General features: G+C 46.4%; 14 protein-coding genes. 3 read left to right on the plus strand and 11 right to left on the minus strand.

All coding sequences use genetic code 11. From position 1 onward, the window contains the following. Positions 1-6: 6 nt before the first annotated feature. On the minus strand, positions 7-858 hold the full coding sequence (locus tag NC981_RS17185; RefSeq protein ID WP_348244069.1) for an inositol monophosphatase family protein: 852 nt from the start codon (positions 856-858) through the stop codon (positions 7-9). 272 nt (positions 859-1,130) lie between these two features. Continuing rightward, a complete protein-coding gene (locus tag NC981_RS17190) occupies positions 1,131-2,210 on the minus strand; it encodes a PIN/TRAM domain-containing protein (protein ID WP_348244070.1) in 1,080 nt (359 codons plus the stop codon). A 332-nt stretch (positions 2,211-2,542) separates the two neighbouring features. Between NC981_RS17190 and hemW the strand changes: the two genes are divergently transcribed. Then, positions 2,543-3,709, plus strand: a complete 1,167-nt coding sequence (gene hemW / locus NC981_RS17195; RefSeq protein ID WP_348244232.1) for a radical SAM family heme chaperone HemW — start codon at positions 2,543-2,545, stop codon at positions 3,707-3,709. On the opposite strand, the gene NC981_RS17200 is transcribed toward hemW, so the two are convergent. Then, positions 3,710-4,435 (minus strand): phosphatase PAP2 family protein, encoded by a 726-nt coding sequence (locus NC981_RS17200; RefSeq protein ID WP_348244071.1) that lies wholly within the window; start codon positions 4,433-4,435, stop codon positions 3,710-3,712. It lies immediately after the preceding gene. A 232-nt stretch (positions 4,436-4,667) separates the two neighbouring features. On the opposite strand from NC981_RS17200, the gene NC981_RS17205 reads away from it, so the two are divergent. Further along, the gene (locus NC981_RS17205) at positions 4,668-5,180 is read left to right on the plus strand and encodes a universal stress protein (protein ID WP_190379477.1); all 513 of its coding nucleotides are present in this window, start codon (positions 4,668-4,670) and stop codon (positions 5,178-5,180) included. Between the two features lie 76 nt (positions 5,181-5,256). On the opposite strand, the gene NC981_RS17210 is transcribed toward NC981_RS17205, so the two are convergent. Both NC981_RS17210 and NC981_RS17215 read right to left on the minus strand, forming a co-directional pair. Continuing rightward, positions 5,257-6,093, minus strand: coding sequence for a tetratricopeptide repeat protein (locus tag NC981_RS17210; RefSeq protein WP_348244072.1), 837 nt, complete (start codon positions 6,091-6,093; stop codon positions 5,257-5,259). Positions 6,094-6,211: 118 nt separating this feature from the next. Next, positions 6,212-6,952, minus strand: coding sequence for a DUF2993 domain-containing protein (locus NC981_RS17215; protein ID WP_348244073.1), 741 nt, complete (start codon positions 6,950-6,952; stop codon positions 6,212-6,214). A gap of 157 nt (positions 6,953-7,109) precedes the next feature. On the opposite strand from NC981_RS17215, the gene NC981_RS17220 reads away from it, so the two are divergent. Further along, complete coding sequence (locus NC981_RS17220) at positions 7,110-7,754, plus strand: acetoacetate decarboxylase family protein (protein ID WP_348244074.1); 645 nt, start codon at positions 7,110-7,112, stop codon at positions 7,752-7,754. 49 nt (positions 7,755-7,803) lie between these two features. Here the strand turns inward: NC981_RS17220 and NC981_RS17225 are convergent, their stop codons facing one another. The 6 genes from NC981_RS17225 to NC981_RS17250 form a co-directional block, all read right to left on the minus strand. After that, on the minus strand, positions 7,804-8,658 hold the full coding sequence (locus tag NC981_RS17225; protein ID WP_348244075.1) for a Ycf66 family protein: 855 nt from the start codon (positions 8,656-8,658) through the stop codon (positions 7,804-7,806). A gap of 82 nt (positions 8,659-8,740) precedes the next feature. Next, positions 8,741-9,667: an NAD-dependent epimerase/dehydratase family protein gene (locus NC981_RS17230; RefSeq protein WP_348244076.1), complete on the minus strand. Its 927-nt coding sequence runs from the start codon at positions 9,665-9,667 to the stop codon at positions 8,741-8,743. Between the two features lie 74 nt (positions 9,668-9,741). Further along, a complete protein-coding gene (locus NC981_RS17235; RefSeq protein ID WP_348244077.1) occupies positions 9,742-10,464 on the minus strand; it encodes a Uma2 family endonuclease in 723 nt (240 codons plus the stop codon). 53 nt (positions 10,465-10,517) lie between these two features. Further along, the gene (gene mnmE, locus NC981_RS17240; protein WP_348244078.1) at positions 10,518-11,876 is read right to left on the minus strand and encodes a tRNA uridine-5-carboxymethylaminomethyl(34) synthesis GTPase MnmE; all 1,359 of its coding nucleotides are present in this window, start codon (positions 11,874-11,876) and stop codon (positions 10,518-10,520) included. Continuing rightward, on the minus strand, positions 11,873-12,439 hold the full coding sequence (locus tag NC981_RS17245) for a GNAT family N-acetyltransferase (RefSeq protein ID WP_190379470.1): 567 nt from the start codon (positions 12,437-12,439) through the stop codon (positions 11,873-11,875). The genes mnmE and NC981_RS17245 overlap by 4 nt, the downstream gene beginning before the upstream one ends. Before the next feature lie 4 nt (positions 12,440-12,443). Continuing rightward, on the minus strand, positions 12,444-13,865 hold the full coding sequence (locus tag NC981_RS17250; protein ID WP_348244079.1) for a YdiU family protein: 1,422 nt from the start codon (positions 13,863-13,865) through the stop codon (positions 12,444-12,446). Position 13,866 lies beyond the last annotated feature (1 nt).

Here is a 13,866-nt window from a genome sequence, read left to right on the forward strand (position 1 = left end):
TATTCATCACACCGAAAGTTGGGGATCAAGAACGGCTCTTAACCGGGGTAAAAGCGCCTCTACCGCCTCTCTTTGCCCAATGACGATCGCTTGCTGATGCGCCAAACTTTCTAAATTTAAGACCTCTGGAGTGAACTCGATCGCGTTGCCGTCTAAGTCACAGCACGCCAAGCCCGCAGTTTGTGCAATCGCGATCGGGGCGACCGTGTCCCAAACTTTCACGCGGCGATTTAGGTATAGATAGACCTCAGCTTTTCCTAACACCACGTTCATTACTTTTAAGCCGAAGCTTCCAGGTGATCGCAAAAATTCAATCTCAGGGATTGATGCAGAGATCTGGCGGGCAGTATTGCGGAAATCTTTATCGCCAATAATGATGCGGTAGGAATCGACTCGTGCTTGCGGAATCTTACAAAGCTCCGGTTCATCGTCTCCGAGCGCCTGCCACACGCCTAATGATTTTCCACCGTAATAAAGGGCATCTTGTTCCGGTGCATAAATCCAACCCGCGATCGGCGATTGGTGTTCCAGAAGTCCGACTAACACTGCATAATCTGGATCGCCGTGAATAAAATCCTGGGTGCCATCGAGCGGATCAATACACCAGAGTCGATCGTACTCTTCCTGATACTGTTTGCGAGAGGCAGCGTTTTCTTCAGTAATGATGCCGTCGTTGGGAAAAAGCGTAGTGAAGAATTCAGAAAGCTGTCGATCAAGCGCTTGATCGACTGTGGTGACAAAATCACCGGGTTCCTTCTGAAAGACTTCGTAGTTTTGGGTGGAAAGGGTTTTGGCTTGTTGTCCACACGATCGAACAATGCGCCGGATCTCGGTCAACTGGGCGGGAGTGAAAATCATGGACAGAGGGTGAAGGATGACAGGAGCGATCGTAGAAGACAGATTCTGAAAGCACAACCGGATACACAAAGATTTTATCGTTGAGATTTTATCGTTTATGCGCTTTCCAGGTTCCACCGTAAATATAGAAGGGATTATTTTGGCTCACTTGCTCCCAACAGCTTCGACAAACAAAAATCCACTCACCAGACTCATCGCATTGAATACGGTAGAGAACAGGAGCGGATTTTTCACAAAGAGAACAAGTTTTTTCTCGATCTCGACTCATGGATTTACGCTAAAGCTGAAGCTTTTGGTTTAGCAAAGATCATGCGACCTGCGGAAGTCTGCAAAGAGCTGGTGACAATCACTTGAAGCTCTCCGCCAACATAACTGCGCCCATCTTCAACCACAACCATCGTGCCGTCATCAAGATAGCCAATTCCTTGAGCGGGTTCTTTCCCTTCTCGCAGAATTTTTAGATCAATGCTATCTCCTGGTAAGTAGGACGGGCGGATCGCTTGAGTCAAATCATTGACGTTCAGAACGGGAACTTTCTGAACGGTTGCGACTTTATTCAGGTTGTAATCCGTGGTCAGTAGGGTTCCGTTGATTTCTTGAACGAGACGCACCAGCTTCGCATCTACAGTTGGAATATCGTCGTAGTCTGCGGGATGAATGACCACACGATCGGGATAAGTTTCTCGAATCCGATTGAGAATGTCGAGTCCTCGCCGTCCCCGGACTCGCTTTTGGTCGTTCGAGGCATCTGCAACCTGCTGGAGTTCTTGCAGAATGAACTGCGGCACGAGTAACTGACCTTCGAGAAAGCCTGTATCCAACAGGTCGGCAATTCGACCATCGATAATGCAGCTTGTATCGAGGACTTTTGTGGTGGCAGCCCTGATCGTGCCTTCAGAGAGCAGGAGCGTTTCAGCGCTGCTGGGATTGATCAGGCGTAAAAGCGATCGACCATGCACATCCGCAAGCGACATGCCTGAAACTGCAAACATGATGCTACCAACCACAGCCGTGAGCGGTTTGAGAAACGAGAATTCCGATGGAATCGGCAGCAGGAAAATCGGTGCAAGCAGCAAATTCGCGACCAAAAGCCCAATCACGAGACCGACTGAGCGACTGAGTAGGGTATAAGCTGGAAGTTGCCGGACATCACGTTCGATTCGGCGAAAGGTTGTCTGAGCGACAAGACCGATCGCTAAACCAAAAATTGCACCAAACCCGCCACAAACCCAGCGGAGTGCTTCTGGATTTGAGACTTGTTGCAGTACACTTCCAGGCAGTGCTTCAATGCCGTGAAAGCCAGTTCCCGCCCCTGCTAGGATAAATGAGATGATGATAATTGCGTCGAGCATAATGGCACTGGAGACGCATTGGAGCGTCTGTACGGGAAAATTGCGAGTCAAGCAAAACGATGAAGCACTGCACCCAGTCACGCGAAGTTACCGGATCGATGGGAATTTGATGCAAATCAAATTCGCTAAATACTGTCAGGCTTACGAACCGCTTGACTTGGCATCATTATATCCTGCTTGTTCGTGGATTCCTGCCCCCAAATGCTTATCTGATGGGGGGTTTACCTCACTCTGCCGCATTTTGTGATACAAAGTTTAGCGATTTCTGAGAAGCGATCGCCTCTTTTGCTCTACATTTCCTGAAATTGAGTTTGAAAAATAAGTTACAAGTCATGGAATTTAACATTCCAAGTTCGGCGTATATTCATATTCCGTTTTGCCGCAGACGGTGTTTCTACTGCGACTTTCCGATTTCTGTAGTCGGGGATCAACGCAACGGCAGCAATTCTAGAACGATCGTCAATTATGTCGATAAATTGTGTCAAGAAATTGATCAGACTACAAATTTAGGTGAACCGTTAAGAACTGTGTTTTTTGGTGGGGGAACTCCTTCGCTTTTATCGGTTTCACAATTGCGGCAGATTTTAGAGCGGCTCGATCGTCAGTTTGGAATTCTTCCTGATGTGGAGATTTCGATGGAGATTGATCCGGGTACGTTCGACCTCGCGCAAGTTCAGGGATTCAAATCAGCCGGAGTCAATCGCTTCAGTTTAGGGGTGCAGGCGTTTCAATCTGATATTCTCAAAGCTTGTGGAAGAACTCACACGGTTGAAGATATTTATCATTCGATCGATCTACTTCATCAAGCAGAAATCAAAAATTACAGCTTAGATTTAATCTCAGGTCTTCCCCATCAAACGATCAAGATTTGGCAGGATTCTCTCGATCGCGCAATTGCACTTTCACCCGCACACTTATCGATTTACGATCTAACGATCGAACCGCAAACGCCCTTTGGCAAACAATTAAAGCCGGGTGAAAAACCTTTACCCTCAGATGAATTAACCGCAGATTTCTATCGATTTGCTCAACAGAAATTGACGAAAGCTGGTTTTGAGCATTATGAAATCTCAAACTATGCGAAACCCGGCTATCAATGTCAACACAATCGCGTGTATTGGGAGAACCGATCGTTCTACGGTTTTGGGATGGGCGCGACGAGTTTTCTGAACGGCGATCGTGTTTCTCGACCGCGTAAGCTGCTTGAGTATTACGCTTGGCTTGAAGCACCACAATTAGACGCTGAGACAACCCAAGTTGAGCACTTATTAGATAGTTTAATGGTGGGATTGCGATTGCAAGAAGGAGTTGATTTGAAGCAGCTAAGGGAGCGGTTTGGAGAGGGTGCGATCGCTCAAATTCTAGACTGCTTACAGCCCTACAAAAAAGTGTCCTGGGTCGAAATCACGCCAGGAAGAATTAAGCTCACTGATCCCGAAGGCTTTCTTTTCTCAAATGTGATTTTAACGAAGCTATTTGCACGATTCGACGAAGATTAATTAAGGTTCTGATTTTAATAGCTCTCTTCGATGCTGCCAAATTTCTAAACTTAGAGTGCAGGTCATTAACCACACAAATCCTGCTCCATAGCCCGCAATAATATCTGTCAGCCAATGCACACCAAAATACATCCGACTAAAACCAATGAGCGCAATCAGAAGTGACATTAACAACACAATTAAACTACGATATTTCCCATAACGTTTTGCTAACAAATATCCGAACAATCCATACATGACGATCGACAACATCGCGTGTCCGCTCGGAAAGCTATAGAAATTTACCTCAACGACTCTTGACCACAATTCCGGTCGTGCTCGTTCAAATAGTCGCTTCAGTAGCAAATTCAGCCCCAACGCCCCGACCCCGCCGATCGCGATCGTCATTGCCTGCGATCTCTGATGACGCAGCAAAACAAGACTCATAATTACAGCAACGATAACCAGCACCATTGGATCGCCAATCGCAGTCACAAACAGCATAATTGGAGTCAGCCACGGAGCCTGAAGCCGATGAATTGCAAACAGCACACTAATATCAAATGCCTGCGTCTGGTCGTGCATCACCGTCTCTGCGAGTTCTGCAAATCCCCAAAGCGCGATCGCGGCTGTGACAAGCCCAACCAAACGTACCACAGTCAATAGCGGCGTGATTCGATGCCCGACCCTTCGCCGCCAAAACGTTAAAATTCTTTCGCTTAATCGTCGAATGATTTCGACCAACATCTATTTAAGACAACGCAATCTTGATACTTTGACAAGACTAGAAGGTGAAATTCGTCTAGCCACAGTTTGAGATTTTTGAAGTGTTAAGAAGCGAGAAAATTAAGCCATGGTAATGAATTCTAGTCCTATACTGCACTTATAGGGTGAGGTAAATTGGGATGAGGTAAATCTCACTTCAAATAATCAATAAGCATTCGATTAAGTCTTCAATTAAACTATTGGGAGAATCGGTATGTTTCGGAAGATTTTAGTTGCGCTCGATCATGCTGAAACAGGTCAGGGCGTGTTTGAAAAGGCGATCGAGTTTGCAAAAGTCAATCAATCACAATTAATGCTGCTGCATGTGATTAGCCCGATTGACGAAGGGATACCGACTCCAATGTATCCCATGCCAGATAGCCTTTACCCCATGCAGCATGAAGCGTTGATTCGGTCTTCAGCACAGTTGCTTTCTCAGGCTGAAGCCGCAGGATTAGATATGCTGAGAGCACGAGATGCGGCAGCCACAGCAGCGGGAGTTCGATGCGAATTTACACAGCACGTCGGCGATGCGGGTGACACAATTTGCACGATCGCTCGAACCTGGAATGCAGATTTAGTCATGATGGGGCGCAGGGGGCGATCAGGCATCAGTGAATTTCTCCTCGGCAGCGTCAGCAATTACGTACTGCACCATGCACCCTGCTCTGTTTTAGTGGTTCAAGAAGCATTGGTTCCGACTAAAACTTGGGTTAGGACACGTTGATTTCAGTGAAAAATTAAAAAGCGCGATCGCAGTTGAATCGCGCTTCTTGGCAGGTCACAAAAATCACAGCGAACAATTAAGCTTCGCGAGGGGGGCGGACACTTAGAATCGATAGGAATCGATTATCTCGTCGGAGCGCCGCAAAATCCGAATTGGTTTGCGCCATCTCACGATACTCCTCTGGACTCAGCTCGATCGCTCGTTGCAAATGCTCAAACGCGAGATCCGCTTTGCCCTGGATCGCATAACAGCAGGCTTTGTTATACCAAACTGTTGCGGCATCCGGTCGAAGCGCCAGCGCTCGATCGTAGCTCTCGATCGCCGCATCAATATTGCCCATGTGATAGAGCGCATTGCCGCGATTTGTCCAGGATTCTTCAAAATCTGGCTTGAGTTCGAGCGCGCGATCGTAGCTGGCGACGACTCGTTCTAGCTGTCCGAGTTTTCGCAACGCTAAGCCGCGACTGTACCAAGCCCAGTAGTAATCTGGCTTGAATTCAATGGCGCGATCGTAGCTATTGACCGCATCGTCGTAACGTTCTAGGTTCCGTAGCGAAATGCCCCGGTTGTACCAAGCCCAGTAGTAGTCAGCGCGATATTTAATCGCTTGGTCGTAACTTTTAATCGCTTGGTCGTAGCGTCCTAGTTCATCGAGTGCGTTGCCGCGATTGTTCCAGGCTTCGGGGAAACCGGGTTGATACTCGATCGCTTGGTTGTAGCTGTCGATCGCTTGTTCGTAGCGTCCCAGATGGTAAAGCGAGTTACCTCGGTTGTACCAGGCATCGGGATAGTCGGGCTTGAGATTCAGCGCAGCTTCGTAGCTAGAAACGGCTGCTTCGTAAGCTTTCGTCTTATTCAGGTACAGCCCCTTCTGGAAAAAAAGCGTTATTTCAACATCTTGAGCGTGGCTCATCACCGGAGTCCGTCTTACACATCACTGTCCTTGTTAAGATTCCCAGATGTTGTGCGACAAATCACAGATGAAATGAAAATTTATAAGCGTGAGCAGAAAAAAGTCCGACTAAGTTAGACTAAAGGGTTGGCATTTGAGACGCGTGAATTTCGATTTCTGTCGTTAATTCTTTATTCTGAATTGAGAGCAATTTAACCTGAAACGCAATTCCGGCAAATTCAAGGTAAGGCTGACTAACTAAGGTTTGCATCCATTGCATTAAAGCAATCATGAGTGGAATCGATTGACCATCATTCGGGGTGCAATAAAATGATTCCATTTTGATAGGTTCGATTTCAGTCCGCGGACAAACAACAGCGCTAAAACCGATCGTTTGTATATTCCTCGCGCTCCGAATGATCGCATCTCCGGTGAAGCGCATTCTGTTATTACTTAGTAACCGAAGGCTGAACGGAGGCTTCAATTCTAAAAACACAGTTTTGCCTTCAACGTTTAATTCAATCGGTTGAAGAAAGCCTTTAACATAATCTGAATTCATGTTTCGATTCAGATTATCTTCAGAAAGAACGAGTCGAATATGACTATCGATCGGTTCGCTTAGCCGAATTTTTCCTAACAGAATGCTGAGCGGATCAACAGAAATCTGGTCAGCTTGAACTTCTACTTCCTGAACCTGAATTTCATCTTTAACAATGTTGCGCCCTGCAAAAGAAATATTTTCTACTTCGCCCTGAAATAATTTAACTAGATTAGTTCTTGCAGACACAGCAACTTTCCTAAACTCGTCAAGCTGAGTTCCTACAACAAGTTTGGCAAATTCAGAGAAGATGTTTTCTTCAGGACGAGGCGAATCAGACATAGGTTTCAAGCTGAGAATACTCGTAATTTAAGGCAATTCTCGTAAAACCATATCTACTAAATTGAAGTAAGTTTTTATTGATATTCTGCGTCCCAAGATAGAGGTAAAGCAGATCGGAGTTTTTTAGGGTACGATCGCACTCCTTCACTTAACAGTCATGAATCATCCACCCGCACCTTGGATACTTAAAGGTCATGGTTTTCTCACGCTGCATTTGATTGACTTTAACGTTGCCGCAAAAGTCATTCCTAAAAATCTCGAAATTGTTCAAGTCCTGCCCGGAAAAACGATCGGCGGCTTAGTGCTTGGCAAATATGAACCGAGTTCGACATTAACCTATGGAGAATTAATCGCTGTTGCAGGTTTAGTTCGCTACGGTGGCAAGATTGGAAGCTGGGTCTCCCATATTTATGTCGATGATCAAAGCTCGATCGCAGGGGGTCGAAATATTTGGGGCTTACCAAAGGAAGAAGCACAATTTCTTTGGCAACCTGGCGGGGGTGCGATCGTTAAACAAGGCGATCGGACGCTCTGCAATTTGACTCAAGCTTGGCAATTCAATCTACCGCGACTGAACGGACAGTTTGACACTTATACCCAGCTTGCAGAGGAATTAATGCGGTTTGAAAGTTCAGCCGTCGGAAATCTTTCGATCGTCAATTCTCGGCTTGAGGTTCCGTATTCTAGCCCGTTTGCCAACATGATTGATTCTCAGCCCTGGATGGCACTCAAAGCCGAATCGCTTGAAATTACGATCGCGGCCCCAGTTTCGGTGGGTGCTAAGGTTCCCATGCCTGTGTAAATTCGAGACGAAAAAGGGCTTGATGATCTCAAGCCCTTCTTGTAATACCTTATTCAGCTTCGGGTGGATCGGCGGGAAGATTCTTTTCTTCGGCATCTGCAAGAGCCGCTTCAACCTGCTCCGGAGTCGGTGGATGTGGTGGAACAGCTTGCGGATGATTCGCTTCAAATGCGATCTCTTCTTCGATAATTTCATCAGCCGTCGAAGCCGATTCTGATGCGCCGTCTTGATCAATTGACACAGATTTCGATTCTACCGCTTGCTCAGATTTCACGATGTCTTCTTCAAAGTTGAAGGCTTCATCATCGGTTTCGGTTGCGTCCTCACGGAAGTCTTTCCGCACATAAGTTGTCGTATTCTTTTCGGGCTTTTTGAACAGTCCCCCGAACACTCCGGGAAGCGAAGCTACCGCACTGCCCACGGCACCGATCGTTCCCATCACATCCGGCTTAGACGCTTCGGGGGTAGGATTGCCAAAATCTTCCCGCTTTAACGGCTGATACGGTTCGGCTGGGGTTTCGGGCGTTTTGTTCAGCACTGATTGAACGCGCTCCCGTACTGTTGTCACCGCTCGTTTGCCTTGCTCCAAGACTTTTGAAGTATTTTCCGAGTTGACGACCTCGTTTAATTTCGATTGTAATTCAGCCGTTGAGGGCGTGTAGCCCAGTCGAGCGGTGAGGGCTTGATAGCCGAACCAACCAATCAACGCCACACTGGCGATTTGCCCCAACAGAACCGCGCCTGTAATGCGATCGGCGCAAATCCAAAGCACTAACGCATAAAACAATCCCACACCCGCAAGTGTGAGATCACCTTTGCGATAAATATCTGGGTAAAAGAAGGCGGACATATACAGCCCGAAACTACCCAACGCGACGACTAGCGCTAAAAGATATGTCAGCATGTTGCTGCCCTCAACTCGGAAAAACTACTCTCAATGTACTGCGAAGCGTCGATCGGCGAAGGTAGGGTTTACAGAACAGTACCTAAGCCAAGATTTGCTCGTCAAGCGAAAAATCGATTTCGGATTTGTCGCGCCCTGTCTTGAGATAGTCGTTCTGATAGGAATCTTTTAGCCCGGAAACGAGGTCAAATTCGGGTTTCCAATCGAGTTCGGTTATCGCCTTGTGAATATCTGCAAAAAAGTGCTGTGTCCGCATCGGAAATGCTTTCTTTTTGCCGAAATCGAATTTTTTCGGGTCGTAATGCACGATTTTGATCGCGCTCGGATCTTTGCCTGCTGCTTCTGCACAAGCGCGTGCTAAACCGTCAAAGGTTACAGCTCGATCGCCAGACACATTGTAAATCTGCCCGATCGCGCTCTGATTGCCCAACACTTTCGCCATTGCTGCCGCTAGGTCTTTGACGTGCCCAAACTGAGTAAAGTGCTGTCCGTGACCGGGAATGGGAACCGGACGATCGCGAACGATGCGATCGAAAAACCACGCTTCTAGATCGTTGTAGTTCTGTGCCCCATAAATGTAAGTCGGACGAATCGAGGTAAACGGAATTCCCGCTTCAGCCAGATAAGATTCTGTGTCATGCTTGCCTTTGTGCCGGCTTTTCGGATCAACCGCATCGCCTTCGACGTGCGGCATTTGGTCTGACTTGAGATAAACCCCTGCCGAACTCATATAAACAAAATGCTGAATCCGACCTTTGAACAGTTCAGCTAGGGGTTGAGTATCGCTGAGTTCACGCCCGTTGTTGTCGAAAATCGCGTCAAAATCGAGATCGGCTAACTGTTTCAAGTCGGTGGCGTTGGTACGATCGCCCTTAATTTGTTTCACGCCTTCTGCCGGAGCAGGCTTATTGCCTCGGTTGAACAATGTAACTTCATGCCCTTGAGACACCAAAAGCTGAGTGAGATAGACTCCAATAAACCGAGTCCCGCCCATAATCAGAATTCGCATAACGATCGATTTACACGCAACAATTTTTTATCTTAAGGCGATTACGCTCACAGAATTTCTTAGTTTTTGTGGCTTTAGAGTTGTTCGGGATCGGTGCCGAGTTCTCGGAGTTTTGCAGCTAAGCGATCGGCTCTTTGTGCTTCTTGCTCGGCTCTAAGTTCTGCCGCCCGTCGAGCGGATTCCGTTTCTTCGAGACCCAGCAGTTGAATTCCAGAACCCGCTTCAAAGAACTTGAGATCCTGATTTTTTAGACATAAATCGATTCCTAAAACTTCGCTTCGGAGTGAGAAGTCATTGGGTTGATCGAGTGGAACTTGAGGAATTGGAAAGTAGTTTCCTTCAATCAGGCGGAAGCCTTTAAGTTGTGGTTTGAGATAATCGGCTGTGGGATCGTACTGAAAATATTCCTCGACACCCCAGAAAGCGTAGAGTCCTTTCTTCGAGCCTTGGTCTTCGTTAACGGTGGATTTTGAAGTAATTTCTAGAACGAAATTAGGATATTTCTCGCCTTCCTCCCACACTTTGTACGATCGACGTTTGCGCTTTTCCTGATTTTTAACTACGAAGACATCCGGAGAGAGGCAAGCTTTTGAATTGCCTTCTTCGTAGTAAATCAAAATATTGCCAGAGACATAGACATCAGGCTGATTCTGAAAGTAGAGATCCAATACGCTAACCGAGTAAATCAGGTACTCTCGCTGAAAATCGGTTTCTGCCATCGGTTTACCATCAGAATCTGGATATTCAATTTCTGCGAGCAGTTTTGCTAGTTCGTAGGCATCTTGAGTGGTTGCCATTGCTCTACCTCGCGTTCAGCTAAATTAGATTTATCACAATTAAAACATTTGTCCTACTTGCCGATACAAAATCGACTGAAGATGCGATCAAGTACCGACTCCGTGACATCTTCGCCCAGAATTTCACCTAAAGCTTGAATTGCACTTCGCAAATCGATCGTCCAAAAATCTAGCGGCAGTTGATTGGCGATCGTCATTTGCACTTGTTCTAACGCTGTTTTCGCTTTGGTTAATGCAGCCGCTTGACGTTGATTGATCGCTAAATCTAAATTTGCGGCTTGAATTTTTCCGGTTTGAACTGTGTTTAGAATTGCTGTTTCTAGGACATCAATTCCTTGATTTAGCGATGCCGCAGTTTTCACAATTTGTAGTGCCAAAGGAAGATCACCGTTCACTTCAGCAAGATCAATTTTGTTAATAATCAGAATTAAGGGACGATCGCTCACTTGTTCGTAAATTTCGCGATCGCTTTCCGTAAATCCCGTTTGAGCATCAATCGTAAATAATACTAAATCCGCAGATTGAGCGGCTAAACGCGATCGTTCAACTCCAATTTTTTCGACTTGATCTTCAGTTTCGCGAATGCCTGCGGTATCAAGCACTTGAATCGGAATGCCACCCACGACAAGCTGAGATTCAACCACATCGCGAGTGGTGCCAGGAAGATTCGTCACAATCGCACGATCGCTGCGGCTCCAAGCATTCAACAAACTGGATTTTCCAACGTTGGGACGACCAACGATCGCGACTTTTAATCCGGTTCTGAGCAATTCACCACGATCGGCAGTCGCTAAAATGCGCGTGACTTCAGCGAGAACATGACGAAATTGCACTTGAATCTCGGCTTCATCGAGCGGGGGTAAGTCGTCTTCAAAGTCGATGCGGGCTTCGACTTCTGCCAAAATATCGAGACAAGTTGCACGAAGCTGGCGGATTGGGTGTGCCAATTTGCCTTGCAATCCGGCGAGAGCAGTTTGGGCGGCTTGGGGCGATCGTGCTCCAACGAGATCCGAAATGCTCTCGGCTTGTGTCAAATCTAATCGCCCATTCAAAAATGCTCTTAAGGTAAATTCTCCGGGTTGCGCCAATCTTGCACCTTGTTCGATGCAAAGTTGTAGCACTTGTTGAACCGCAATAATGCCGCCATGACAGTGAAATTCGACTACATCTTCGCGGGTGTAGGATCGTGGAGCCAGCATCAAAAGCAATAAGGCTTCATCGACCGTTTGCTGAGTTTCAGGATGGCGAATGAAGCCGTATAAAATGCGATGACTTTCCCAAATTTGGCGACCGGGAGAATGAAAGAGTTTTTGAGCGATCGCAACCGATTCAGAGCCGGACAATCTAACAATTCCGACGCTTCCTTGTTCGGGGACAATTGCTGTTGCGATCGCCGCGATCGTGTCGCTCATGACGGTCTCCAATTTTCGTTAATTAGACTCGATCGAATGTGATCTTCCCACTTGCCATTAATCAGAAGGTAATCTCTAGCATAGCCTTCGATCACAAATCCTAGCTTCTTCAAAACATTCGCGCTGCGCCGATTGTGCGGCATATAATTTGCGCTAATTCGGTGCAAATTCAGATCAGTAAATACATATTGAATGGCAGCTTGTAGCGCTTCATTCATATAGCCATGTCCTTGTTCTTTTTCTGCAAGGCTATAGCCTAAATTGCAAGAATATAAAACTCCTTGACTCATATTGGTGAAATTTACTGCACCAATCACAGTTCGTGGATCATCTTTCTTAAATAGAAATAAGCGCAGCGATCGATCATAGCCAAATTCGATCAAGCTTTTCTCAATCTGCTGCGACCAAAACTCACGACTGTGAAAATTAGCCGGACGCAATGGCTCGAATGGTTCGAGAAATGCACGATTCTCGGTATAGTATTTCACGATCGCTGCTGTATCGTTTTGCTGAAGCAATCGAACAATTAACCGCGAAGTTAATAGAACAGGAGTTTGCAGCATTGTCTTACTTACGAATTCGAGTTAATAAATCATAGAAGGGTTGCCAATTGTCGTCCTCTGCGATCGGATTCCAAACGTCTTCGATTTCTGGGCGAACTAATCCGACTTCGGAGTTATATTCGTTCAGCTTTGCAGGAATTTGATCAATCTCAAAGCGACTTAACGTTTGCAAAGCTTGATAGTAACTTTGTCGCCAGTTCTCAAACAATTGCGCTAATTCCGTGTTTGATGTTTCATGTTGAGAAAAAATGCTACTCGCGTTCTGGCTCCAGCTTGGATCAAATTGTTTAGTAATCTGCCAAAAAAAGTCGTGATAATCGATTTGAGCGGATTGAAGAAATTGAACGGTTCGGTAGACTAAATCTGATGCGATCGATTCTTCTAACTGATCAAATCCCAATCGATAAAGCATTCTTTGTTGATACGCTTTTTCGTAGTGTGATGCAAATTGAGATAAGCCAGACTTAAGATCATCCTCAGAAATTACGCGCCTTAATGGAATTTGTAACATCTCCAAATTCCAGTAGCAAATTTCCGCTTGATTTGCATAAGCATACCGACCGTAGTAATCAAAATAAGCGGCAGTAAAGCTGGGTTGATAGGTGGGAATGAACGCATACGGGCCATAATCGAAACTTTCACCCGTAATCGACATATTATCGGTATTCAATACGGCATGGCAGAATCCTGCTGCCATCCACTGCGCGACTAATTGAGCAACTTTGGCGACTAATTCTGCATAAAACAACGCATACTGATCGCGCTCACTCGTCAAATGTGGATAGTAAGTTTCAATTACATGATCGAGCAAGATCGCAATCAAATCTTTGCGATTAATGGCATCTAATCGCTCAAATGTACCGAAGCGAATATGCGATCGATTAAATCGAATCATCACCGACGATCGTGTGGGAGACGGTTCATCGCCGCGCCACAGTCCTTCCCCAGTTTCAATCAAACTGAGACAGCGTGAAGTTCTCACCTTCAAGCGGTGCAACATCTCTGCCGCTAACACCTCTCGAACGCCACCTTTGAGCGTCAGCCGACCATCGCCACCCCGCGAATAAGGCGTTCTTCCTGAACCTTTTGTGCCGAAGTCATAGAGTTCTCCGTCCTTTGCGCGGACTTGCCCGTATAAAAAGCCACGCCCATCCCCTAATGCCGGATTATAAGTTCCGAATTGATATCCGTGATACCGCATTGCCAAGAACGGCTCTCGTCCCTGGAACTTGCCAAAGGCCTCGATAAAATGCTCATCGGTTACCTTTTCTAGACCTAACTGCGCCAGAATGTCATCGTTGCGAAATCGGAGAATATGTTGGGGAAATTGAGCGGCAGAAACACGATCGGAGAACTCGTCTCCTAAGCGCTCAAACGCAGGCTCGTAGTTCAGAGCAAGTAGCGGGTTCGGGGAAAATTCAGTCATT

This window comes from Leptolyngbya sp. DQ-M1 (assembly GCF_039962505.1).
GTDB lineage: Bacteria > Cyanobacteriota > Cyanobacteriia > Leptolyngbyales > Leptolyngbyaceae > Leptolyngbya.